Here is a 24177-nt window from a genome sequence, read left to right as displayed (position 1 = left end):
TCAAAGCAGTTAATGCTCATCGGTTGATCTGTCCCGAACACGCGGAAGGAATACCCTGCCTCCTTTCGGTTGGTGCGGTCAAATACGATGACTGCAATATTGCCGGCGCCGTTATACGCAAAGGGCGTATCGAGCACGATATCCGTCCAGTCGTTAATGCGGAAGGACACCGCCCCGCTGAACACCTTGTCATCTTCCGTGTAGGGAATCCATTGATTTTCGGTGAATTTCTCATTCTCGGTAGATAACAGATAAATATCCAGCTGCCGTTCGACGGGGTCGCTCTCTTCATCCGATTGGAGGAAAAATCCGACGCTTGTGATCACCGCTTCGCCGCCGAGCTCTTCGGACGTATAAATCTGCTGCGACAGGGTGTATCCGTAATTAAGCTTCGACGGAAGACCTGCCGTATCGTGGGTTTCGCCGTCGATCGTGCGCTTGTCGGAAAACGCGAACGAGATGCTGTTGCTCCATTCGCTTTCAACCGCGCCGATAACCGATTTCACGCGTGCGCAATAGGTTGTTTCGGGCTGTATGTCCAGCGTGACCGCGGTTGTGCCGGCAACGGTGATTGACTGCGCCTCGGTGAAGATATCATCCGTGCCGTATTCCACGACCCAGTTTGTCGCCGCGCTCTCATCCTCCCAGCACAGCCTCGCGGTGCTTTCCTTCAGGTCTGTCGCCTGCAGCGTCGGAGCGGGCTGAGTGACCACCTCAAAATCAAAGGTTATGCTATCCTTGTAATCGCCTTTTCCCTCGAAGGTACAGGTGTATGAGCCGAGCTCGTTCGCCGCCGCGACCACTTCGCCGCCGCGTTTAAGCACGGTATCATAGTCGTCTGCCAGCAGCACATTGCCGTTGTAATCCGTAATGACCGGCGTGATGGCGATATCCGCGCCCGTGTAATAGTATCTGCTTTCTACATTGCCGACTTCCGCATACACAAGACTGTAGTCCTTCTCGTCGCGCTCCGGAATCAGCTTGCAGCCGTTGAGAATATTTTCCGCGGTCGCTGTTCTGGCGGTTCCCGCGATATAAAGCGTCTGTCTTTCAAAAAAAGCAATTTTGTCCGCATCGTCGCCGAAGCTGCTTGCCTCGATAAAGTCGCTCTTCTGCGTCCAGCCGAGGATTATCTGATCAATATTTGAGGAAACAAGATCCGTGTTCATGCCGGGTCCGATGCCGAAGCCTTGCTCGCCGCCTGTCGCGGTGACCTTACCGCCGATGATGGTGATGGTGCCGACGTTGCCGCCGTAGGAACCGCTTTCGACGCCGTTGAAGGTCGTGCCGCCGCCGCCGATACCCGCGCCGCCGCCGATTCCGTTTGCGGTGACTTCACCGCCGGTAATGGTGATGTCGCCGACACAGCCGTAATGACCCTCCCAGTTATTATTGGTGCCGCCGCCGATACCCGCAGAACAGGTTTGTCCCGTCGCGGTGATCTTGCCGCCGCTGATCTTGATTGCGCTGCCCTTCTGGCTGTAGCGGCCGCCGCCGATGCCTGCCGCGAATTCGCCGCCTGTGGCGATGATCTCGCCGCTCTCAATCGTGATCGCGCCGTTTTTTTGCGATTCGCCGCTGCCGATCGCAGCGTTGTTTTTCTCCGCGTTTGCGATCAGCTTGCCCGCGCCGCGGATGGTCAGGCTGTTGTTTTCACTGACCTGAATACCTTTATTAAGCGTAAGCGTAACGCCTTCGTCAAGGGTCAGAACGGCGCTGCCCTGCATCCGGATGCGTTTGTCGTTGGTCACGTCCTGCGAGACCCGGTACGTATTGCCGTCCGTGAAATAGTCTGTCTCCGCGGTCACCTCGATGATCTCTTCGGCAAACGCCGCAGGCGGGACGATCGCGTACACGCCGAACACCAGCAGAACCGTCAGCAGCAGGCTGACAGCTTTTGTGCGTATTTTCATGGATATTCCTCCTTTAACCGTCGCACAGCGTGACAAAGAGTGCGCCGCGCTGCATCTTTGCTTTTTATCATAACATAAATAACAGCCATAAATAACAGCCATATTCAAGGCGAAATATCGCAAAACAAGTCAAGCAGCGACAAATATACACTTTTTTATGAATCAATAATATTTCGAATACAATAATACTGTGAGTTGTTGCGATAAAGGTTTTGACAAGCTAAGACACGTTAGTCATAACTAAGCAAACGATTAAAGGCGGACAAGTCGGTAGGTCGTTATGTCAACAAGAAAAACAATACGGGAAGAAGCCTTAACACTTTTTTTCGGAGAACGGTTACGTCGGCACGAGTGCTTAGCAAATCGCGAAAAAGGTAGAGATCAAGATTCCGTTGATCTACAAGCACTTCAAGGACATGGAGGATAAATTTAATTCTATTTTTGGATAATCGGATATACCGAAAGGGGTTATAAGAAATGAAAACAGTCATCGTTCACGGTCAGAGTCATAAAGGATCGACTTACAATAATGCGTGTATGTTAGCGGAGAAAATCGGAGGAGAAACAACCGAGTTTTTCCTGCCCAGAGATTTCGGTGAGTTTTGCTGCGGATGTACGCGCTGCTTTGTCGAGGGTGAAACGAAGTGTCCCCATTTTGAAAAGCTCTCGCGTATTACTCAGGTTGTGTGAGCTATGCTTTTATAGTCCCAATCAAAGATTACGCAAATAATCGGTATTTTAATGACCGGATCTGAAAATCATTACTATTCATATACCAAGCGATATACTTCTCGGAAAAATCAACATTAGATATGTAATATGATTTGGAATACTATAAAAATATAAATGGTATCGGGCTTTTAAGCATACAAAACCAAAAAATAATGAAACTATTTTGTTGAAAATGCCTTTGCGGTGTGATAAAATAATAGGTAACCTGAATTAAAGTGAGGTATTGCCATGAACGCTGCTCAACAACCGATCACCATCACCGCCGAGATGACGCCGGTCATCAATTACGCGCTGTATCAGAATGAACTCCGCGTGATGCGTTGTGTTACCGTGGAAAATACGCGTGAAACCGCGCTGGAGCGGGTCACGCTGTCCGTTTCCTCAGTGCCCGCGATCATCATGCCATATACGATCACGCTCGACTATATTCCCGCCTGCAACACCTTCCGCGTGACGGACGTCGAGCTGCTGCTGAACGTGGACGAGCTTGCGAACCTCACCGAGAAGATGACGTGCGCCGTCACCGTCTCCCTGTCAGACAGCAGCGGCGAACTCGCCTCGCAAACGACGGAGATTTCGGTGCTCGCATTTGACGAATGGCAGGGTGCCGGTATCTATCCGGAGCTGCTGACCTCCTTCGTCGTGCCCAACCATCCCGCGCTGGCGCAGGTGATCTCACGCGCCGCAGATTTCCTCGGAAAATGGACGGGCGACCCCTCCTTTGACGCCTACCAGTCGCAGGACGTCAACCGCGTGCTTTCTCAGTCGGCGGCAATTTTTGAGGCAATCTGCGAACTGCAGCTTATCTACTGCACCGCACCCGCGAGTTTTGAGGAGAGGGGTCAGCGCGTCCGTCTGTGCGACGCCGTTTTGCAGCAGAAAATGGGCAATTGCCTCGACCTCTCGCTGCTGTACGCCTCATGTATGGAGGCGGTAGGCCTGCACCCGCTTCTGCTGCTGACGCGCAGTCATATTTTCAGCGGCGTTTGGCTGGAGGATCTGTCCTTCCCGGAGGCGGTGCAGTACGACGCATCTGTCGTAAGCAAGCGCCTTGCCCTCGGAGTCAATGAGATCGCCGTCGCCGAAAGCACCATGATGGTCAGCGGCAAGCGCTGTTCCTTTGATCAGGCGCGTTCCCACGCGGAAAAGCAGCTCAACGAGGATGGTGTCGAATGCGTCATTGACGTGCACCGCGCGCGCATCAGCGGCGTCCGCCCGCTGCCGCAGCGCATCCGCACCGATGCGGGCTTTGTTATCCAAAAGGACGAAAAAAACAACCTGCGATCCTCTGTGCGGCCGCGGGAAATCGATAAATTTGTCACCGACCTGCCCGGGCAGGACGAATCGCAGCTCACCAAGCAGATGCAGTGGGAACGCAAGCTGCTTGATCTGGGACTGCGCAATAACCTGATAAACCTGCGTTTTTCCAAAACCATTGTTCCTATCCTCACCACCTCGCTCGACGATCTGGAGGACGCGCTCTCCGACGGCGAGGACTTCACCGTCCTGCCAAAACCCGCCGAATGGGGCAGTACCAAGGACGCAGGCTTCGAGAATATGCATGATTCGGGCAGCTTTGCCGAGCTGATCAAGTCGGAATTTGCGCACCACCGCCTGCGCTCCATTCTCACCGAATCCGAGTTGGAAGCGGGCGTCAAGAGCCTTTACCGCGGCGCCAAGGCGTCCATCGAGGAGAACGGCGCCAATACGCTCTATATTGCCATGGGTCTGCTGCGTTGGTACGAAACCGAGCGCAGCGTCAAGCCTCGTTACGCGCCGATTATACTGCTCCCGATTGAGATTGTCCGCAAATCCTCGCGGCAGGGCTATGTTTTGCGCCTGCGCGACGACGAGCCTCAGATGAACATCACCATGCTCGAAAAGCTCAAGCAGGACTTCGGCATCGTCATCAACGGCCTCGATCCGCTTCCGATGGACGAGCACGGCATCGATACACGACGCGTGTTCACCGTACTCCGCAAGGCGGTTATGAATCAGAATAAGTGGGATGTGCTCGAGTCCGCCTACCTCGGCATTTTCTCCTTCTCGCAATTTGTTATGTGGAACGACATCCGCAACCGTTCCGGCGATCTCCGACGGAATAAGATAGTCAGGAGCCTTATGGAGGGCAGACTCTGCTGGGACGCCGAACCGATGACCATCGGCGATAGGGTAGAGGAGGGCAAGATGATGCTTCCGATGCCCGCCGACGCGTCACAGCTGTTTGCAATCGAATCCGCCTGCGAGGGCAAGAGCTTTGTCCTCCACGGCCCGCCCGGCACCGGTAAATCCCAGACCATCACATCGATGATCGCCAACCTCCTGATTGCCGGCAAAAGCGTGCTCTTTGTCGCGGAAAAAATGGCGGCGCTTGAGGTGGTGCAGAAGCGCCTGAATAAAATCGGCATCGGCGCGTTCTGCCTCGAGCTGCACTCCAATAAGTCCAAGAAGCGCGATGTCCTCGAACAGCTCCGAGAGGCGACCGAGGTCACCAAAAAGACCACTTCTGCGCAATACCGTGCCAAAGCGGAGCAGGCGGCGGCGCTGCGCGGTGAGCTGGACGCCTACGCATCCAAGCTCCATAGTGTCCAACCCTGCGGCAGAACGCTCTATCAGCTCATCAGTGATTATGAAACCGTTGATTTTGAGGGCGAAACCGTTGCCTTTTCGCGTGACTTTGTCAAGCGGCTCGACGCCGCCGCGCTGGATAATCACCTGACCCTGCTGGAGAGGCTGGTCGCCTCCGGAAGAACCGTCGGACATCCTCAGCACCATCCGCTGTCCGCCGTCGGTGTCACACAGTACTCCCAGCAGCTCAAATCCATTATCGATCATTCTTCGGAAGAATATGATGCCGCACTGACCGCTTTCCGACCTTCGCTGGACGCTGCCGCCGAAATGGCACAGATCGAGGTCAACGGCTTTGACGATATCGAGCGGATCCACGGTTTCTCCGTCGCGCTCTGCTACTGGCTCTCCCTGCCGCCGCAATGGGCGCAGGCGACGGACAAGCGACGCTATTATAACGACGTCCTCACCATGGCAAAGCGCTACGGCAACCTCGGCCGCCTGCACGCGGAGCTGATGCGCAGCTGGAACGAGGGCTTCCTTAACCAGAATCCCGAGCAGCTGCTCGCCGAGTACAACGCCGCCAATGCCAAGTGGCTCGGAAAGAGCGGCGCGATCCGTAAGATCACCGACCGTCTCAAGCCCTTCTCGCGCGTGCCGATCAACAGCATGACGCTCTCGCAGAGCTTCAAGACCCTTGCCGATTATCAGAGCGAATTCCGTGCGGCACAGGCTCTCTATCAGCGTTACGGCAGTGAGCTGGGCGCACTCGGCGAAGGCAGTTATATTGACTGGAACCGCGTTTCCGCTATGGCGGCACAGGCGCTCAACAATCTTCCGGCGCTTGAAGCGCTCCTGCCCGACGAATCCCGCCGCTCGCAGCTTCTCGGCGACCAAACCGCGAAAGCCGTTTTGCATACCTTCAACGAGCGGTATGAAGCCCTTAAACAGGCGCGTGAGAACTTTGTTTCCGCCGTATCCCTGCGCGAGCAGTCCGCGGACGGCGACTGGATCGATACCCAACTCGACCTCTGTGAGCAAATCCGCCGCCACTGCAGCGACCTCAAGGACTGGGTCGTCTTTAACGATGTTTCCCGCGAAGCCGGGGAAGCCGGTCTCGGCGAGGTGCTTCTCAAGTATAAAGAGGGACTGCCGCACGAAGAAGTCCTCCCGCTCTACCGCAAATCGATGCTGCAGTCGCTGATCGGAATCGTCATTGACGAAACGCCCGTCCTTAACACCTTCTCGGGTTCGGTATTCAACGAGAAGGTTGCGCAGTTCAAGCGTATCGAGGGAGAGCTGACCGAGCTTTGCAAGCAGGAGATATACTGCCGCCTCGCGGCAAATGTACCCGACTTCACCTCCTCGGCGGCAAACAGCTCCGAGCTGGGCATTCTGCAGCGGATGATCCGCAGCGGCGGCCGCGGTACCAGTATCCGCAAGCTATTCGACGACCTGCCTAACCTTCTGCCGCGCCTTTGTCCCTGTATGCTGATGAGCCCGATCTCGGCGGCGCAGTATCTCAGCACCAACCGCAAGCCTTTTGATGTAGTTGTTTTTGACGAAGCCTCCCAGCTTCCTACATGCAAGGCGGTCGGTGTACTCGCACGCGGTGAGAACGCCGTCATTGTCGGCGATCCCAAGCAGATGCCGCCGACCTCGTTCTTTGCCTCGAATACCGTGGACGAGGACAACCTTGACGTTGAGGATCTTGAAAGCATCCTTGATGACTGCCTCGCGCTCAATATGCCGCAGACCCATCTGCTCTGGCACTACCGCAGCCGTCACGAGAGCCTGATTGCGTTCAGCAACAGCCAATTCTATGAGAACAAGCTCTACACCTTCCCGTCCGTCAACGACCGCGAGAGCAAGGTGAATCTGGTGCAGGTCGAGGGCGTTTTTGAGCGCGGTACGAACCGCCGCAATCTCAGAGAGGCGGAGGCGGTCGTCGCCGAAATCAAGCGACGCTATCAGGACAGCGAGCTGAACAAACAGAGCCTCGGCGTTGTCACCTTCAATATTTCCCAGCAAAACCTTATCGACGACCTGCTCAACGATGCCTGCGCCGCCGACGAGAGCCTGGAGAAATGGCTCTACGAAGCTGAGGAGCCGATATTTATCAAAAATCTTGAAAACGTGCAGGGAGACGAACGCGACGTGATCCTGTTCTCCGTAGGCTACGGTCCCGACAAGGAGGGCAAGGTCTATATGAACTTCGGTCCGCTCAACCGTGAGGGCGGCTGGCGGCGGCTCAATGTAGCTGTTTCCCGCGCAAGGTGCGAGATGCTGGTATTCAGCTCCATCACGCCAGAGCAGATCAACCTCACCAAAACGAGCGCCGAGGGCGTGGCAGCGTTGCGCGCCTTTCTGGAATACGCCTCCGGAAGAGAGCTGGCGCTTACCCGTGCTACCTCCGACAGCTACCATGCCCGTCAGGACGGCATCGCCCGCGAGATCTGCGACAGGCTCCGCGAGGCAGGCTACGAAACCTCGCAGCATGTCGGTCATTCCAATTTCCGCATTGATATCGGCGTGATCGATCCCGCCAATCCGGAAAAATATCTCCTCGGCATCCTTCTTGACGGCGAGATTTACGGCGCGTCCAAAACTGTCAGGGACCGGGAATACGCGCAGATCGGCGTCCTCAGCGGACTCGGCTGGCAGATGACCCGCGTCTGGACAATGGACTGGTGGGATAACCGCGAAAAGGAAACAGCCCGTCTGCTTGAACTGCTCAAAAAGCTCGAAAACGGCGAAAGCATAGTCAGCGAAGAGGTCAGACCCGTTGCGGAAGACAGCGGCACGCTCGAAGATAACGTCAGGGACGAAAGCGCCTTTTCTCCGGTTCAGCCGTATCGCGCCGCCGCTGTCAAAAACCGCGCCGTTTCTGCGGAAAACCTTCCGCGCCATTTTGACAAGCTCTGCAATACGGTCTCCGAAATCATGCGCGTCGAAGCTCCTGTCAGCCGCAGTTTGCTGAATAAGCGCGTCCTCGCGAGTTACTCCATCACCCGATTCACCGCAAAAACGCAGGAGCTTCTTTCTGAGGCATATCGCCGTTTGGAGCTGGTCGAGACCGCACAGGACGGTGAAACTATTCTCTGGAACAGGGGACAGAACCCGTCCGCCTACACCCTCATCCGCGTTTCCGGCGAGGGAGAATGCAAGCGCGACGCCAAGGACATCCCGCGCTGCGAGGCGGTCAACGCCGTCGCCTATGTCCTGCGGCAGCAAATCAGCCTGAACGAGCCGGACGCGGTCAAGCAGGCAGCCAAGCTGATGGGCTATCCGCGCATGGGCGCCAACGTTTCCGCCGCCTTCCAGACCGCCTTTGATCAGTTGAAATCCGCCAATATCATTGAACAGGAACCCAACGGCAACTGGAAACTCAGGGAATAATAAACGATCAGGGGTTGTGAAAAAAGTTCCGTAATAAACAAGAAGGCACATAACCGTAAGAGATAGCGGTTATGTGCTTTTTGTGGTGTAATGTAATCGGATAAGTATAGAAAAAGACAAATCCGAACCCATTTTCCTGCCGGAGATGGATTCGGATTATTGCCGCTTGTTGAGATTCTCGGTTCTGTTTCCTGTGCGCGCGGCTTCGGGTTCATAGTAAAGGAATACTTGCCGGTTTCTCAGACAAGTGTTTTCATTTTTCTTCCGTCAGATATTAAAATCTCCTCGTCCTGCATTCTGCCAAGTTCTCGTGAGAGCGCGCTTCGGTTTACGCCGAGGTATTCGGCGAGAACGGTTTTGTTGAACGGGATTTTGACCCAGCCGTTCTTATCCTTTGGCAGAGTACCGAGATAAAACAGTATTCTTTCGCGCAGGCTTTTGCGGCTCAGAATCCGCACCTTCTGATTCAGAATGAGATTTTTGCGCGCAAGGCTTTTGATCAGGTTTTCGGTGAGAATAACACGAAGCGGCGACTGAATATCCGAATGATAAATTACTTTCAAATCAATAAACAGCACAATGCAATCCTCAACAGCTCTGACTTGTACAGGGCTGTTTTTTGCATTGTTAATTACCAGAGCTTCGCCGAAAAGATAACCGCCGCCGAATGAGTGCATTGTGATCTGGTCGAAGTTTTCGTTCTGAAAGGAGCTTTCAATTCTTCCCTTCAGAAGCAGTCCCGCGCTCGGCAATTCGCCGCCGAGCTGAACAATGAAATCATCCTTTTCGATCTTTTTGATACGTCCGTTCATAAGCTTTATCGCGTCGGCGAGCTGTTCGTCCGGAATATTGTCGAACAGATAGCACTTCCTGATGGAGTACAAATATTCTCTGTTGGTAATCATACTCGTCACCTCACTAAAATAATATCATAAAAATGTTGCCGTGGCAACAGATTTTTGAGAATGGTTCCCATATAATATAGTCAAGAGGTGAGGATAATGATCAGAAAGATAATTAAAATCAAAGGCAGTAATAAATGACGTACTCAAGGAGTGAGACAGATGAAAGCATATTTCGATTTAAAAGGCAGAACAGCGATCATTACCGGCTGTTCCACAGGCTTGGGCGTGCAGATGGCAAAGGCTCTCGCGAATCAGGGCGCGAATATCGTAGCCCTTGCCAGACGACAGGACAAAATCGAAGCCGTAGCAAATGAAATCAAGGAGCAGTTCGGTGTGGAAACCCTCGCCGTAAAGTGCGACATAACAGACACCGAAGCGGTAAAAGCAGCCGTTAAAAAGGTTCTCGACCACTTCAAAAGGATCGATATTCTGATCAACAACGCCGGAACTGGAGCGATCGCTCCTGCGGAGGACATCACCGACGAGCAGTTCTCAAACGAGGTCAACGTCGATTTGTTCGGTACATTCAAGGTCGCGCGCGAGGTCGCAAAGCAGGCGATGATCCCGCAGAAGTACGGCAGAATCATCAACATCGCCTCCATGTACGGATTGGTCGGCAACAAAATCGCAGGTTCTTCTCCGTATCACGCCGCAAAGGGCGGCGTGGTGAATCTCACAAGAGCGCTCGCCGCAGAGTGGGGCAAATACGGAATCACCGTCAACGCGATTTGCCCGGGCTATTTCTACACACCGCTCACAAAGGAAACTCTCGACACACCGTCCTTCAAGGCGTATGCCGACACCGTAATCCCTGCCGAAAGATACGGTAACGAGGGCGAGCTTGACGCGGCGGCAATCTTCCTCGCCAGCGACAACTCAGCCTATGTCAACGGCGTAATGCTTCCCGTCGACGGCGGCTACACTTGTGTATAAAACAGGGAGTATCACGACAGGTGAGAACATCGCCTACGGCTACGCGACACCTGCTCAGGTTGTAAACGGCTGGATGAATTCCGAGGGTCACAGAAAGAACATTCTCTCCGCAGTATACACCAAAATAACCGCAGGCAGATAACCGCTTGGCTATCTGCCTGCGTGTTTTTTACTTTCCGCTTTTCAGCCGTTTATCGGTTGCCTTTGCGAGCTTAGTGCCTACGCTCTGGAAAAGCTGAACGAGGAGCACAAGAATTACGACGGCAACAAGCATAACAAGATATTTATACCGGTAATATCCATAGTTAATGGCGATTTTTCCGAGACCTCCGCCGCCGATGATGCCGCTCATTGCGGTGTAGCCGAGAACCGTGGTGACGGCAATGGTGAAGTTGGATATCAATGATGGAACGCTCTCTGGTATCATCACCTTGACGATGATCTGCAGCGGCGATGCACCCATGCTCTGCGCAGCCTCAATGATATTCGGATTGACCTCGCGCAGGCTGCTTTCTACGAGCCGCGCTACAAACGGGAACGCGGCGATCACAAGCGGTACGATTGACGCTGTTGTGCCGACGATCGTGCCCACAATCAGACGGGTAAGAGGAAACACCAGAATCATTAATATCAGGAACGGAACCGAGCGCAGCACGTTGATCAGTACGTTCAGAAAGCCCATGACAGGCTTTGGGATCGGCAGTATACCGTCCTTTTCGCCAACCACCAGCAGCACGCCGAGCGGCAGTCCGATGACTATCGCGAAAAATGTTGCGGCGACAGTGACATAGAAGGTTTCCCAGAGCGCCAGAGGCATATCATTGCACATGATTTCCCATGTTTCGTTGAGCACCTCAGCAGAAAACAAATCATTTCCCATTGTTTACAACCTCCTCTACCGTGATTCCGTCGTGTGACGACAAATACCTTTTGGCTCCTTCGGCTGTCTCTCCGTCGGGAAAGCTCAGCAGCATACAGCCGAACGCTTTTCCGCCGACGCTCTTGGTGGAAGCGTACAGGATATTTGCCGCGATGCCTTTTTCCGCCGCTAACTTTGCAATCAACGGCGTTTCTGTCGATTCCGAGTCGTTGAACACTACACGCAGCACGCGTTTTCCGTATTGGAGCTCGGCGACATTTTCCTCTTCACCGGGGAACACGAGGTGTTTTGCCGCCTCTGATTTTGGTGAGCTGAATATTTGATTGACCTCGCCCTGTTCGACAACCTCGCCGTTTTCAAGAATTGCCACACGGCTGCATATTTCCTCAATCACGCTCATTTGATGAGTAATGATGATGACGGTAATACCGAGCTTTTCGTTGATATCCTTGATTAAAGAGAGAATGGAACGCGTTGTTTTCGGATCGAGGGCAGAGGTCGCTTCGTCGCAGAGCAGCACCTTCGGGTTTGTCGCCAGAGCGCGCGCAATGGCAACACGCTGCTGCTGACCGCCCGAAAGACGTGAGGGATAGGCGTTAGCCTTGTCGCTGAGTCCGACGAGCTCAAGCAGCTCAAGAGCCCGTTTTTTTGCTTCCTTTTTGCCGACGCCGTCGAGCTCCAGCGGAAAGCAGACGTTTTTCAGACAGGTGCGCTGCATCAAAAGGTTGAAGCCCTGAAAAATCATCGTCACGCTGCGGCGAAGCTTGCGCAGTTCACGTCTCCCGAGCGTGCCGACATCTACGCCGTCAATCACCACGCTGCCTTCGCTGGGACGCTCGAGCATATTGATACAGCGAACCAAAGTGCTTTTTCCAGCGCCGCTCATTCCGATGATACCGAAAATATCACCGTCGCTGACGGAGATGTTGACGTTTTTCAGTGCCTGGAATGTGCCGTCAGCCGTGGAGAAGGTTTTGGACAGGTTTTTAATCTCAATCATAACTGTCGCCTTTCTGATAGTTTATACAAGTATGCGCCGATCGAAGCAGTACGGTCGGCGCAGAGTTTTATATGATTATTTTAAGGCGTCAAGAGTTGTTTGCTTTCCGCCGTAGAGTCCGAGAGGTTCAACGTGAATTGTCGAAATTGAAACGAGCTTTGTGCCGTTTTCAGCGTTGAAGTCATCAAGATAGGGGAGATGCTGGAAGTAGTTTGCGTCAAGCTCGCCGCTGTCAACTACGTTGTTGGGCTGAACATAATCGGTGTACTCCTTGATGTCAAGAGTGATTTCCTTCTCTGCGAGAATGTCCTTGACAACAGAGAGAATCTCTGCATGCGGTGTAGGAGAAGCTGCGATGGTTACTTTTTCGCCCTTGAGTGCTGCGTAATCAATGGAATCATCAAATCCGTTGGTGGTTTTTTCTACGACGCTTACAACAGAGCCGTCATACTTTTCTTTAATAAAGTCCGCTACCTTCCGGCTTTCGAGCGCTGCTTTTAATGCTAGGAGCTTCGGTTCTTTCTCGTTGCCCTCCTTGACGACAAGGATGTTGCCGTATGCGGATGCTGAACCTTCAATACCGAGCGAATCCTTGACGGGATTCAGACCTGCTTCAATCGCGTAGTTTGAATTGATGATCGCGTAGTCAACGTCCTGACGTGCGTTGGGAACCTGAGCGGCTTCTACTTCCTTGAATTCGAGGTTGTGGGCGTTTTCGGCGATATCCTTCGGTGTTGCGGTAATTCCTGCACCGTCCTTGAGCTTGATGTAGCCAAGCTCCTGTAAGAGCAGAAGCGCACGAGCTTCGTTTGTGGTATCATTCGGGATCGCGATTGTAAGCTTTTCGGCAGAGGTGCTGACCGCTGATGTCGCTTTGTCGGAAGAAGCAGATGAATCAGATGATTCGGTTTTGTTTGAGCAGCCTGCAAAAGCTATTGCTGATGTCAGAACCAGTGCGGCTGCTGTAAGAATTGCGGTTATTTTTTTCATGATAATAAATCCTTTCTATACTCCGAATTGTTTTGTTTATAATCGTTTTGGTTTGTCATCAACACATTCGCCCGAACCGAAAGTTCAGACGAAGCAAATGAGGAAACTGTAGTTCCATGATTCTCACTCCATCTTCATTTCATAGTGGATAAGTAGGTCTTACAGCTGTCATTATACAACCAAAGTCTGCTGTTGTCCAATTCGAAATATCTATACCGAGCAATAGGATACCACTATAACTGTTTTAGAAAAAAGCACAGAAACAAAAGAAATACCGCACAACTTGCTGCTTGCAAATTGTACGGTATGAAATGATTTTACAGCTCGGAGCAAAACTCGACCTTTTTGCCTTCAAGAATCATGTTGGTTGTGCGGACAGCGCACATCTTGCCGCACATGGAGCAGGTGTGGCGGTCGGCAGGCGGAGTGCTCTCAAAGTACGCACGAGCCTTTTCAGGGTCAATCGCGTGTTTGAACATCTCATCCCAGTCAACCTTGTGACGGGCGTCCGCCATAGCGTCGTCCTGTTCTCTCGCGTGAGGAACGCCCTTTGCGATGTCCGCAGCGTGAGCCGCGATACGGCTGGCGATAATGCCTTCCTTTACGTCGCTCAGATCGGGCAGCCTGAGATGCTCGGCAGGGGTTACGTAACAGAGAAAATCAGCGCCGCTCGCAGCAGCAATTGCACCGCCGATTGCGGAGGTGATGTGGTCGTAGCCGGGAGCGATGTCGGTTACCAGCGGACCGAGAACGTAGAACGGAGCGTTATGACAAAGCCGTTTTTGCAGCTTCATGTTCGCTTCAATTTCGTTCATTGCCATGTGACCGGGACCTTCGACCATTACCTGAACGTCCTTTTCCCATGCGCGCTTTGTCAGATTTCCAAGCTCAATCAGCTCAGAAATCTGTCCTGCGTCGGTGCTGTCGTCAATGCAGCCGGGGCGGAGAGCGTCGCCAAGGCTGATGGTAACATCGAATTCGCGTAGAATATCAAGCACCTCGTCGTAGTGCTCAAAGAACGGGTTTTCGTTTCCTGTCATCATCATCCATGCAAACAGGAGAGAGCCGCCTCTGGATACGATGTTCATTTTTCTTTTGTCGCGCATGAATGCTTCCACAGCGCGGCGGTTGATACCCGCGTGAATCGTCATGAAGTCAACGCCTTCCTCGGCGTGAGCGCGAACTACCCTCAGAAAGTCCTCTGCGGTGATGTCGAGCAGATCTTTCTCGAGATAACCGATCGCGTCGTACATCGGTACGGTGCCGATCATTGCGGGAGATTTTTCTATAAGCTGACGGCGGAAGGTGTTGGTCTTGCCGTAGTTGCTCAAGTCCATGATCGCTTCCGCGCCGAATCTGATTGCCATATCAACTTTCTGCATCTCGACCGAGTAATCCTTGCAGTCGCCCGAAATACCGAGGTTTACGTTGATTTTGGTGCGCAGACCCATACCTATACCCTCGGGGGAGATCGAGGAATGACGCACATTGCAGGGAATCGCGATAACGCCCTGCGCGACTCTCTCGCGCAGCGGCTCAACGTCCATGTCCTCTTTGGCGGCGACAATTTCCATTTCGGGAGTGATAATGCCTTTTTTGGCGGCTTCCATTTGCGTATAGTATTGTTTCATTTCAGTGGTTCCTTTCAGTCAGAATATTTATTGTTCAGCGCAAACGCGTGGTTCATGGGACCGCTGCCTTTACCTAAATCGAGCATAGCGGCAAGAGCGCCCGAAATATAATCCTTGGCGCGTTCAACAGACTTTTCCAAAGTGTAACCCTTGGCAAGATTTGCTGCTATCGCGCTTGACAGCGTGCAGCCTGTGCCGTGGGTGTTTGGATTGTCGATGCGTTTTCCCTCAAACCAACGGAGCGTACCGTTTGAGTAAAGCAGGTCATTTGCGTCATTCACGCAATGACCTCCCTTGAGCAGTACCGCGCAGCCATAGGATTTGCCGAGCTGTTCGGCGGCTTTCTCCATATCGGCGCTGCTGTGTATCTCCATTCCCGACAAAACCTGAGCTTCGGGAATGTTTGGCGTAATGAGTGTGGCGAGAGGAAGCAGTTCCTCTGTCAAAGTGCTAACAGCGTCGGTCTTTATCAGGGCTGCGTTGCTTGTGGATACCATGACCGGGTCGACAACGATGTTCATCGCCTTGCAACAATGGAGCCTGTCCGCAATAACGCGAATCAGGTCCGAGCTTGCGACCATACCGATTTTGACCGCGTCGGGGAAGATGTCCTCGAATACCGCGTCGAGCTGCTGACGGAGAAATTCGGGAGTCGCCTCCTGAATCGCCCTCACGCCGAGCGTATTCTGCGCGGTCAAAGCGGTGACGGCGGTCATGGCATACACGCCGTTCATTGTCATGGTTTTGATATCTGCCTGAATACCGGCGCCTCCGCAGGAATCGCTTCCCGCGATTGATAATGCAGTTCTCATATTTTCTCCTCACATTATTTTTGTTGAGCGACGGAAGGTGGTGCCCCCGATCCGCCGCTGTTTTTTATGAATGAACCAAAGCAGTCGCCTTGGCTTTTAACTCTTTAGCTGCCTGCGTAATATCCTTCGCGCCGAAAACCGCCGATACAACCGCGATCCCTGAAAGGGTGCCGCAGTCGATCTGCGAAATGTTACCAAGCGTAATGCCGCCGATTGCGACGGCAGGAATCGACACAGCTGAGGTGATTTCACGAAGCTGAGCGTTTGTGATACGCACGGCGTTTTGCTTGGTAGGTGAAGGGAATACCGCGCCGACGCCGATATAATCCGCTCCTGCCAGTTCGGCGGCGGTTGCCTGTTCAACGGTTTTTGCCGTCGCGCCTATGATAAAGTCATTGCCTGCCTTTGCGCGGATTTCGGCAACGGGCGTATCCTCAATACCGACATGCACACCGTCCGCACTGCAGCGCAAAGCGAGCTCGACGTTGTCGTTGATAATCAGCGGAACGCCGTAGGAATGACAAAGCTCCTTGATTTCCAGAGCCTCCGTCATAAGCTCCTCGTCACTCAAATGCTTTTCGCGCAGCTGCAAGATTGTAACGCCGCCTTCGAGCGCTTCCTTTACCATCTCGATCAGCGGTCTTTGACGGTTGCAGTACTCCTCGGTAATGGCGTATAAAAGCAGCATATCCTTATGAAATCGCATTGTGTAATTCCTCCATCAATATTTCGGGGTTCTCGGACTTCATGAAGCCGCTCATGATACAAGCGCCGTCCGCGCCTGAACGCATGAGCTCAGCGATATTCCGAGCGGTAATACCTCCCAGCGCGTATACATCTATATTGACGCTTTCGCAAATCTCACGCAAAAACTCTACGCCTTTTCCCGGCAAGCCCTTTTTGCAATCAGTTTCAAAAACATTACTTGCGGTGATATAGGTGCACCCGAGCCGCTCGGCTTCCTTCGCTTCTTCAACAGAATGGCAGGACGCGCCTAAGACAGAAAAGTACGCGCGCTCTCTATCCGAAAGATGTCTGAGCATGGGCATGGGTAAATGAATCGCTTTGTGACTGAGCGCCTTTGCCGCGTTGGGAAAGCTGTGAAGAATCAGCAGCGTTTGCTGCTTTTCACATATAGCTTTTGTTTGTTCCGCAAGGCGCAGATAATCCGCTTCCGACAAACCCTTTTCGCGCAGAATAACAGCGTCGGGGTGAGCCGCTGCGACAGCTTCGAGATGACCGATAAAGTCCTTGCCGCACAGAAGGCGGTTTGTGATACATATTATCTTACACATATAAATAATCGTTCAGCACAGGCTGCAGGCCTTCGCCTGTAATATCTGAATACATAGCTGACAGACTGCGGCTGTCGCTGATTTCAAACTGTTCGTCGCCCTGCTGTCCGTCCGCTTCAGTGCCGCTGTACTTGCTCTCATGGTCTCCGATGCCTGTCGATACGCCCGCGGAAACCTTTGTCGCGGCAATTTTGACGATACCGTTGCGGAATTCTGCGCTTTCACGCGAGGAAACCGTGATGCCGACATACGGCAGAAAAATTCTGTAGGCGCAGAGAATCTGGCACAGCTGCGTTTCGTGAACGTCCAGAGGGCTGATTTTGTCGTTGTTGATAATCGGGCGCAGTCGGGGGCAGGAAAGCGACATTTCGGCATATGGATACTTTCTCTGCAGATAATAGACGTGCAGGGCGGAAGCCAGCGCGTCCTTTCTGAAATCGGAAAGCCCAAGCAGAGCGGAGAATGCAACGCCTCTCATGCCGCCGCGAAGCGCGCGCTCCTGCGCGTCAAAGCGGTAAGGCCAGACGCGCTTGTGACCAAAAAGATGAAGCGTTTCGTATTTGTCGGCGTCGTAGGTTTCCTGAAAAACGGTGACATAGTCCGCTCCGCATTCGTGCAGATAGCGGTACTCGTCTGTATTTACAGGATAGATTTCCAGTCCGACCATGCGGAAATACTTCCGCGCGAGCTTGCAGGCTTCGCCAATGTATTCGACGTTGCTTTGTCCGCGGCTTTCGCCGGTGAGAAGAAGGATCTCCTCCATTCCGCTCTGTGCGATGACCTGCATTTCGTGTTCTATCTGTTCCATGCTCAGCTTCATGCGGCTGATTTTGTTGTAGCAGTTAAAGCCGCAGTAGACGCAGTAGTTTTCGCAGTAATTCGCGATGTACAGCGGCGTGAACATATAGACCGTGTTGCCGAAGTGCTTGCCTGTTTCAAGACGCGCCCGCTGTGCCATCTGTTCCAGAAACGGTTCGGCGGCAGGGGAAAGGAGCGCTTTGAAATCCTCAATCGTGCAGGTTTCGTGTTCAAGCGCGGCTTTTACGTCCTTTGCAGTGTACTTTGTGTAGTCGTAGGATTTCATCTGCGAGATGACGTTCTCGCACACGTCGGATTCGATAATCTCCATTCCTTCCATATATGCCATATGGTCTGTTCTTGATGAAGGGTCGGTTTCCAGACGGTGCTTGCGTTTGAGCGCTTCCTCTGAAAGAGAATCGGAATCAACTAAAAATCGGTTTTCCATTTCATTCTCCCTCAGTCATGCAGAAATCCCGTCAGAGGATCGGAAGCGGAAGCGCCTCGGGTGAGCACTCTGCCCAAGCCCGAGAGATACGCCTTTCTGCCTGCCTCGATTGCCTGACGGAAGGCTGCCGCCATTAATGGCAAATCGCCCGCGGTTGCAAGAGCGGTGTTTGCCATGACCGCCGCAGCGCCCATTTCCATCGCTTCGCACGCCTGAGAGGGCTTGCCGATGCCCGCGTCAACGATGATGGGTAAATCGATTTCATCAATCAGTATCTGAATGAAATCCTTTGTGGCAAGTCCCTTGTTGGAGCCGATAGGAGAGGCAAGAGGCATAACCGCCGCCGCGCCTGCGCTGACCAAGTCGCGCGCAACGTTGAGGTCGGGATACATGTACGGCAGAACGACAAAGCCGTCGTTTGCAAGCGTTTCAGTCGCTATGATCGTCTCCTGATTGTCTGGAAGAAGATATTTGGAGTCGCGCATGATCTCTACCTTTACAAAATTGCCGCAGCCCAGCTCGCGCGCAAGTTTGGCAATTCTGACCGCTTCCTTTGCGTTTCTCGCGCCGCTTGTGTTGGGCAGCAGGGTAACGTTTTTCGGGATAAAATCGAGAATGTTCTCTCCGTCTTTGGTATTGGCGCGCCTTACTGCAAGCGTGATGATTTCAGCGCCTGCGTCTTTGATTGCCGCTTCAATCAGGTTCAGAGAGTATTTACCCGAGCCGAGAATAAAACGCGAGTTGAATTCGTGACCGCCGAGTATCAGTTTATCGTTATTCATATTTTGACCTTCTTTCGTTATACTTCATATTCCTCTGCCAGCACGCGCAAAACCGTGTGCGCCTGATGAGCCGCACACAGCATTACGCGGCTTGCAAACAGGCCGTCGCTTTCTCCTACGCCGTTAACGCCGTCGCCGCAGAGATAAAAGCGTTTGCTGACGCGTTTTGTCTTGATCAGATTCGGACTGTCGATACCTGCCATGCCTGACGCGGCAACGTAGAACTTTTGCGGCAGCTTCTCTAATACGAGATTGCACAGCATTGCCTTTGCCTGCGGATTATCAAACGCCTCACAGATCACATCTGCCTGTGACAGCAGGGTAAGGGCATTTTCCTCAGTCAGACGTATGGTGTGTGCTTCTGTCCGGATATATGGATTGATCTCGCACAGGTTTTCTACTATCGCGTCGGTTTTGTATTTGCCGATTTGCGAGGCTTTATATTGCTGACGGTGGAGATTGGATAGATCCACACTGTCAAAGTCGATCAGAATCAGCTTGCCGATTCCGGCTCTTGCGAGTGCTGTCGCGATATTTGAGCCTAAGCCGCCCAGACCGCATACGGCGACGACCGATGAAGAAAAGACCTTTTGCAGCTTTTCACCGTGTCGAGCGGCAAAGGCATTCTGCCATTCTTCTTTGGTAGGCATATTAACCTCCTCCCACAAAGCTGACGACCTCGAGGACATCGCCGTCTTTGAGCACGGTTTCTCCGTATTGCGGCTTGGGCAGAATATCCTCGTTAAGTTCAACCGCAATCGTCTGAGGATTGAAGTTTGCTTCTTCGAGATACTGACTGACTGTCTTTCCGTCTGCAGACGTGTTTTTTCCGTTGATTAAAACCATTTTGTAACCTCCTTGCAAGAAAAAACGGAGCACCGCCGATTTGGCAGTACTCCGCAACAATTCTAAGGTATATCCCTACGTTGGCATTATCCAAATCAGGTTACCGGTCGGAGGTAGTACCTCCCTCTCAGCCTGTCACACAAGCTCCCGTTTGTTCAAGGCTATTATACACCCTTTTGTTGAAAAGTCAAGTGCATCAGGAAATATTTCAATTGAAAAATTATGTATGCAATTATATCACACAGAACTATTGACAAATAGAAATATATCGATATAATAAAGCATAGTAATCTTATATGAATTATCATATAAAGAAATGAAAGGCAAGGAAAACTGTCCTCCGCACCGCATCCGGGAGACAGAGCTCGACGAGATCATCTGCGGAGAAATCAGCAATGTCAAGGAACAAGCGGCACAGCTTTATGAAAACATCGACGGCGAGGTTCGAAAGTGGCTGAAGAAAAAGAGCACGGTCACGGGCAAAATCCGTCAGCTCAACGCCGAGCTTGAACAGAGAAAGAATGACCAGAAAGAAATTCTGCTGGAGAGAATCCGCGACAGGGAACACGCTTCTGTCTATGATGAAATGCTCTCAGCATGTGAAAGCGACATCAAAAAAATCGAGCAGGAGCTTTATGATATTCAGCACTACAGCGAAACAATCAAAAAGCGCAAATCCGAAATGAAGCGAACCGTGGAGCTGATTGACGAAATCATCAAGGAGGGGGAGATCAGCGACGCGAATCTCAGGCAGCTTATTGATAAAATACTGATCTATGAAACGAGCGAAGGATTACGAATACAGGTCAATCTCAGGGCGGCCTTCACCGAACACATGATCATACTTGACGAGCTTGGCAAACAAAATGCCGACCTCAAAGTTGAAGGGAAATACAATTATCCGTTTGCTATGCGTAGAAGAATGAGGGTTAAAGAATAAAAAATTAGCAGCCGGATACCTCAAATGTTATCCGGCTGCATCAAATGATAAAAAAATGAATTGGCAGACGCACGACGTTAGACAACCGAAAAACCGTCATTCCCGACAAAGCTTCCGAATAGTTTTTGTAGGGAATAGCCAAGACGCGCAAGGCACAGGTCGTGCGTCTGCCGAGAAATATCGGGCTGATTTCGGTATTTTTAGCTTATTTTTTGTAGATAAATAACAAAACAGCCCGATAAAATCGGGCTGTTTTTGGTGCACCAAGCGAAGTTAAATCCGAACTGAGTGCTGAGCTTTCTATTTCTTCCATTGTTATGGTTTTGCTGCCGTCCTTGTAGTTGAACGTAAAGACGATTTTATCATCATAGAGGTAAATCACGTTGACAAAGCTGTCAATTAAACGTTTTCTATGTTCCAACTTCGTGGTATCCAATTTGCGGAAGCGGTGAAGCCAAAACAGAATTTTATCCTTATCGATTGGTGGCTTGATGATTTCCTCCTGCGCGATGCGGATTTGCAATTCCTCTTTCTGCTGTTCAAGTGATTCCAAACGTTCTTTGGTTGACGGTGTAAAGATACCCATCTGAATGGCATTGAGCAGATTGTCGATGCCCTTTTCACAGTCCTTCAACTGCTTTCGCAGCTGTGGGAGCAGGGTGCTTTCCTGACCGAGATAGTTGATGATTTCATCGGCAAGGCTATCAAGCATCCTGTCATCAAAGATGATTCTCTTGATCATTTCAAGCGTCAGGTCTTCAATCCAATCCTTTTTGACGGTTTTCTTGTCACAGCCTTTGTGGTTCTTCACACTCACGCATTTGTAGTAGCGGTGAACTATCTTTTTCTGCTGACTGGTACCGCTCTCGCCGACCATGTAGCAGCCACACTTTCCGCAGTACAGCTTTGTTGTCAGCAAATACTCGTCTTCCGCTTTCTTACGGGCGGGAGCTTTTTTATTCTTGGCGAGCTTTTCCTGCACACGGTCAAACAAATCCTGCGGGACAATCGCAGGAATCACATCGGGCGTTACAATATCTTGGAACTTGTATTCGCCGATATATCGCCTGTTGTGGAGCATCCGAGTCAGGCTGTTGATGGAAATCTCGCCGTTTTTCTTAGTGCGCAAGCCTTTCAAGCGGAGATAATCCACAATCTCCTTCATTGTCATGCCCTCGTCGTATTTCTGAAATGCTTCGAGCACAATTGGGGCTGTGAGAGGGTCGATCTGAAAGTATTTGTCCTCGTCAATGATGTAACCAATCGGCAGCGTACCGCCGTTGTATTTGCCTTTGAGCGCGTTCTCAGTCATACCGCGCGTGACCTTTTCGGCAAGCTCGGCGGAGTAGTATTCATTGTAGCTGTCAATCATCGACTCGACGATGATACCGACGGAAGAATTCATAATCGGCTCGGTTACTGAAATGAGCTTTATATCATTCCGCTGAAGCAGTTGTTTGTACATAAGTGAGTCCAGACGGTTTCGGGCAAAGCGGTCATATTTCCAGACCAGTACCACGTCAAACATTTTCTTTTTGCTGTCCGCAATCATGTGCTGGAACTCGGGACGATTGTCGGTTTTTGCCGAGAACGCACGGTCAATGTAGATATTCAGAATTGTAATATCGTTCTTCTCAGCAAACGCCTGACACTCGCGTAGCTGACCTTCAATACTTTCTTCTCTCTGGTTATCACTGGAATAACGAGCATAGATAACACCGTTCATAAAACCACCTCCGTCCGCATTGTAGCGCGGATGGGAGAAATTGTCAACATGCATGATGAAATTTGATGAAGATATGTTCTGTGCAAATTTGCTAAATCGGATAGTGATTTTTTGGATTGCATGATACAGGAAAATATGGTATGATTTAAGTGCGACACAAACTGAATAATTCTCATTCAAGTGAGCATTTTTACTATGGTAAAAATGCACGCTCTAATAAGCATACTTGAATGGATGTTTAGTTTGTGTCGCAACAAATCGAGCCGTGCGTTTTTCTGCGTGGCTCGTTTGGGTCACGCATTTTTATTTGAGGAGGTCTTTTTATGAGGAAATGGTTTAGAAAAATAACAGCGTTTTTATTGATGCTAATAGTATTATTTAGCATTGGGACTGTTGCTGCATTTAATGTTGATGCTTTGCAAGATAGAACATACAATTTTAATAGTATCAATTTATCTGGTGATGGCTTTTCAGATATGGCAAATATTGCAAGAGCACAAAGTGGGCGAACTCAAGGTAGTTTTGGTTATTCAGAAGCTTGGTGCGCTGACTTTGTTAGTGATTGCGCTAAAATAGTAGGTCAAAATGAAGCTATTCCGACAAACGGTTTAGTATCTTCAATGTACTATGCTGTCATAAATGCTGGTGGTTATAAAGTTAGTTCAGCTCAAGCAGGCGACTTGGTTTTTTACTATAACGAAGCTATATCTAATTGGATGCATGTGGGTGTAATGATAGACAGTCAAAATGCAATTAGTGGAAATTATTGGATAAAAGGAGTATCTTACGCTACAACACATGGATATAATGCTTATTGGGATGAGTATGGTTCTCGTTGTACTGCTGTTTTTGTACGACCGAATTATAAGGGAGGGTCAGGCAATGGTACTCCCCTCGACTTAGGCACAGATTTTTATGCCTTTATTATTAACACACCAACTTGGAAACACTTAACGGTTGAAGGAAACAATAACGTTGTTATCCGTAGCGAAAAAGCTGATCATTGTGCAGATCAAGTTTGGAAGTTTGAGAGACAATGGGATGGAAGTTATAAAATAATCAGCACGGCAAATGGTGAATGCTTAGATGTTGATAACGCCTCAAGGGAAAGCGGTACAAATGTAAAAACATGTGTTGACAACGGAAACGACGCTCAGCGATGGTATATATATGGCAACAGCGGAAATTATCGATTAAAGTCGAAGTGTTCGGATTGTGTTCTTGATGTTGTCGGTGGTAATTCTGCAGAAGGAACAAATGTTGAAATGTATGCACAAAACAATACTAATGCCCAGATTTTCCAAATATGGGGATTGAGCGCTCGTTCTTTCGCTGCAAATCTTGGTAATGATTTCACAGCGCCGATTTTAAATATGAAGTCATGGATTACCTTACAAAACGATGAAAATAGCAATGTGTCTCTACAACAAGAAACCGGAATAGCAAGAGATTTGTGGAGATTTAAGAGACAATCAGACGGTTCATACATTATATGTTCATGCTATGATGGAAAATGCTTTGACTTGCAGAATTGGTCACACGAAAACGGCGCTAATGTTCAAGTTTATAGTGAAAAGAT

Annotated in this window: 20 protein-coding genes and 1 riboswitch; of the genes, 6 read left to right on the top strand and 14 right to left on the bottom strand. The window is 51.0% G+C overall.

The window, feature by feature from the left end; genetic code table 11:
- A partial coding sequence (locus tag JKK62_RS12385; RefSeq protein ID WP_201428142.1) for a fibronectin type III domain-containing protein occupies nt 1-1913 on the bottom strand: 1913 nt, incomplete at its 3' end.
- A gap of 477 nt (nt 1914-2390) precedes the next feature.
- On the opposite strand from JKK62_RS12385, the gene JKK62_RS12380 reads away from it, so the two are divergent.
- Both JKK62_RS12380 and proA read left to right on the top strand, forming a co-directional pair.
- Nucleotides 2391-2603: a hypothetical protein gene (locus JKK62_RS12380; protein WP_366503349.1), complete on the top strand. Its 213-nt coding sequence runs from the start codon at nt 2391-2393 to the stop codon at nt 2601-2603.
- A gap of 270 nt (nt 2604-2873) precedes the next feature.
- Nucleotides 2874-8612 carry an anti-phage protein ProA gene (proA, locus tag JKK62_RS12375; RefSeq protein WP_201428141.1) on the top strand — a complete coding sequence of 1913 codons (5739 nt, stop codon included), beginning with the start codon at nt 2874-2876 and terminating at the stop codon, nt 8610-8612.
- A 239-nt stretch (nt 8613-8851) separates the two neighbouring features.
- Here the strand turns inward: proA and JKK62_RS12370 are convergent, their stop codons facing one another.
- Nucleotides 8852-9517 (bottom strand): Crp/Fnr family transcriptional regulator, encoded by a 666-nt coding sequence (locus JKK62_RS12370; protein ID WP_201428140.1) that lies wholly within the window; start codon nt 9515-9517, stop codon nt 8852-8854.
- Nucleotides 9518-9676: 159 nt separating this feature from the next.
- Between JKK62_RS12370 and JKK62_RS12365 the strand changes: the two genes are divergently transcribed.
- Together JKK62_RS12365 and JKK62_RS12360 are read left to right on the top strand one after the other, a co-directional pair.
- On the top strand, nt 9677-10450 hold the full coding sequence (locus JKK62_RS12365; protein WP_201428139.1) for an SDR family NAD(P)-dependent oxidoreductase: 774 nt from the start codon (nt 9677-9679) through the stop codon (nt 10448-10450).
- On the top strand, nt 10443-10592 hold the full coding sequence (locus JKK62_RS12360) for a CAP domain-containing protein (RefSeq protein WP_201428138.1): 150 nt from the start codon (nt 10443-10445) through the stop codon (nt 10590-10592). Before JKK62_RS12365 ends, JKK62_RS12360 begins: the two co-directional genes overlap by 8 nt.
- A 27-nt stretch (nt 10593-10619) precedes the next feature.
- Here the strand turns inward: JKK62_RS12360 and JKK62_RS12355 are convergent, their stop codons facing one another.
- The 11 genes from JKK62_RS12355 to thiS form a co-directional block, all read right to left on the bottom strand.
- The gene (locus tag JKK62_RS12355; RefSeq protein ID WP_201428143.1) at nt 10620-11279 is read right to left on the bottom strand and encodes a methionine ABC transporter permease; all 660 of its coding nucleotides are present in this window, start codon (nt 11277-11279) and stop codon (nt 10620-10622) included.
- A gap of 40 nt (nt 11280-11319) precedes the next feature.
- Entirely contained in the window at nt 11320-12330 is a 1011-nt protein-coding gene (locus JKK62_RS12350) for a methionine ABC transporter ATP-binding protein (RefSeq protein ID WP_201428137.1), read from the bottom strand.
- Between the two features lie 75 nt (nt 12331-12405).
- Nucleotides 12406-13320 (bottom strand): MetQ/NlpA family ABC transporter substrate-binding protein, encoded by a 915-nt coding sequence (locus JKK62_RS12345; protein ID WP_201428136.1) that lies wholly within the window; start codon nt 13318-13320, stop codon nt 12406-12408.
- A 317-nt stretch (nt 13321-13637) separates the two neighbouring features.
- Nucleotides 13638-14951: a phosphomethylpyrimidine synthase ThiC gene (thiC, locus tag JKK62_RS12340; protein ID WP_201428135.1), complete on the bottom strand. Its 1314-nt coding sequence runs from the start codon at nt 14949-14951 to the stop codon at nt 13638-13640.
- Between the two features lie 14 nt (nt 14952-14965).
- Nucleotides 14966-15763 carry a bifunctional hydroxymethylpyrimidine kinase/phosphomethylpyrimidine kinase gene (gene thiD / locus JKK62_RS12335; protein ID WP_201428134.1) on the bottom strand — a complete coding sequence of 266 codons (798 nt, stop codon included), beginning with the start codon at nt 15761-15763 and terminating at the stop codon, nt 14966-14968.
- Between the two features lie 64 nt (nt 15764-15827).
- Complete coding sequence (gene thiE / locus JKK62_RS12330; RefSeq protein WP_201428133.1) at nt 15828-16469, bottom strand: thiamine phosphate synthase; 642 nt, start codon at nt 16467-16469, stop codon at nt 15828-15830.
- Nucleotides 16456-17058 carry a thiamine phosphate synthase gene (locus tag JKK62_RS12325; protein WP_201428132.1) on the bottom strand — a complete coding sequence of 201 codons (603 nt, stop codon included), beginning with the start codon at nt 17056-17058 and terminating at the stop codon, nt 16456-16458. The genes thiE and JKK62_RS12325 overlap by 14 nt, the downstream gene beginning before the upstream one ends.
- A complete protein-coding gene (thiH, locus tag JKK62_RS12320) occupies nt 17051-18304 on the bottom strand; it encodes a 2-iminoacetate synthase ThiH (protein ID WP_201428131.1) in 1254 nt (417 codons plus the stop codon). Before thiH ends, JKK62_RS12325 begins: the two co-directional genes overlap by 8 nt.
- Before the next feature lie 11 nt (nt 18305-18315).
- Nucleotides 18316-19086 carry a thiazole synthase gene (locus JKK62_RS12315; protein WP_201428130.1) on the bottom strand — a complete coding sequence of 257 codons (771 nt, stop codon included), beginning with the start codon at nt 19084-19086 and terminating at the stop codon, nt 18316-18318.
- A 17-nt stretch (nt 19087-19103) separates the two neighbouring features.
- Entirely contained in the window at nt 19104-19736 is a 633-nt protein-coding gene (thiF, locus tag JKK62_RS12310; RefSeq protein WP_201428129.1) for a thiamine biosynthesis protein ThiF, read from the bottom strand.
- A gap of 1 nt (nt 19737) precedes the next feature.
- Nucleotides 19738-19932 (bottom strand): sulfur carrier protein ThiS, encoded by a 195-nt coding sequence (gene thiS, locus JKK62_RS12305; protein WP_201428128.1) that lies wholly within the window; start codon nt 19930-19932, stop codon nt 19738-19740.
- Between the two features lie 55 nt (nt 19933-19987).
- Nucleotides 19988-20093: riboswitch (TPP riboswitch) on the bottom strand.
- Between the two features lie 155 nt (nt 20094-20248).
- Between thiS and JKK62_RS12300 the strand changes: the two genes are divergently transcribed.
- Nucleotides 20249-20872, top strand: a complete 624-nt coding sequence (locus tag JKK62_RS12300) for a hypothetical protein (protein ID WP_201428127.1) — start codon at nt 20249-20251, stop codon at nt 20870-20872.
- Between the two features lie 205 nt (nt 20873-21077).
- Here the strand turns inward: JKK62_RS12300 and JKK62_RS12295 are convergent, their stop codons facing one another.
- Complete coding sequence (locus tag JKK62_RS12295; protein WP_201428126.1) at nt 21078-22598, bottom strand: recombinase family protein; 1521 nt, start codon at nt 22596-22598, stop codon at nt 21078-21080.
- Nucleotides 22599-22921: 323 nt separating this feature from the next.
- Between JKK62_RS12295 and JKK62_RS12290 the strand changes: the two genes are divergently transcribed.
- Nucleotides 22922-24177, top strand: a 1256-nt coding sequence (locus tag JKK62_RS12290) for an RICIN domain-containing protein (protein ID WP_201428125.1), incomplete at its 3' end; no start/stop codon positions are given.

The sequence above is a fragment of the Ruminococcus difficilis genome (genome assembly GCF_016680995.1).
Note: the sequence above shows the minus strand (reverse complement) of the source record. Positions and strands in the feature narration are given on the sequence as shown.

Excerpts from the sequence above, each read along its gene's own strand:
- thiD (WP_201428134.1), bottom strand. The coding sequence starts at position 15,763 with ATGAGAACTGCATTATCAATCGCGGGAAGCGATTCCTGCGGAGGCGCC.
- JKK62_RS12300 (WP_201428127.1), top strand. The coding sequence starts at position 20,249 with ATGAAAGGCAAGGAAAACTGTCCTCCGCACCGCATCCGGGAGACAGAG.
- thiS (WP_201428128.1), bottom strand. The coding sequence starts at position 19,932 with ATGGTTTTAATCAACGGAAAAAACACGTCTGCAGACGGAAAGACAGTC.
- JKK62_RS12355 (WP_201428143.1), bottom strand. The coding sequence starts at position 11,279 with ATGTGCAATGATATGCCTCTGGCGCTCTGGGAAACCTTCTATGTCACT.
- thiF (WP_201428129.1), bottom strand. The coding sequence starts at position 19,736 with ATGCCTACCAAAGAAGAATGGCAGAATGCCTTTGCCGCTCGACACGGT.
- JKK62_RS12315 (WP_201428130.1), bottom strand. The coding sequence starts at position 19,086 with ATGAATAACGATAAACTGATACTCGGCGGTCACGAATTCAACTCGCGT.
- JKK62_RS12345 (WP_201428136.1), bottom strand. The coding sequence starts at position 13,320 with ATGAAAAAAATAACCGCAATTCTTACAGCAGCCGCACTGGTTCTGACA.
- JKK62_RS12365 (WP_201428139.1), top strand. The coding sequence starts at position 9,677 with ATGAAAGCATATTTCGATTTAAAAGGCAGAACAGCGATCATTACCGGC.
- JKK62_RS12350 (WP_201428137.1), bottom strand. The coding sequence starts at position 12,330 with ATGATTGAGATTAAAAACCTGTCCAAAACCTTCTCCACGGCTGACGGC.
- thiE (WP_201428133.1), bottom strand. The coding sequence starts at position 16,469 with ATGCGATTTCATAAGGATATGCTGCTTTTATACGCCATTACCGAGGAG.
- thiH (WP_201428131.1), bottom strand. The coding sequence starts at position 18,304 with ATGGAAAACCGATTTTTAGTTGATTCCGATTCTCTTTCAGAGGAAGCG.
- JKK62_RS12325 (WP_201428132.1), bottom strand. The coding sequence starts at position 17,058 with ATGTGTAAGATAATATGTATCACAAACCGCCTTCTGTGCGGCAAGGAC.
- JKK62_RS12380 (WP_366503349.1), top strand. The coding sequence starts at position 2,391 with ATGAAAACAGTCATCGTTCACGGTCAGAGTCATAAAGGATCGACTTAC.
- JKK62_RS12370 (WP_201428140.1), bottom strand. The coding sequence starts at position 9,517 with ATGATTACCAACAGAGAATATTTGTACTCCATCAGGAAGTGCTATCTG.
- thiC (WP_201428135.1), bottom strand. The coding sequence starts at position 14,951 with ATGAAACAATACTATACGCAAATGGAAGCCGCCAAAAAAGGCATTATC.
- proA (WP_201428141.1), top strand. The coding sequence starts at position 2,874 with ATGAACGCTGCTCAACAACCGATCACCATCACCGCCGAGATGACGCCG.
- JKK62_RS12295 (WP_201428126.1), bottom strand. The coding sequence starts at position 22,598 with ATGAACGGTGTTATCTATGCTCGTTATTCCAGTGATAACCAGAGAGAA.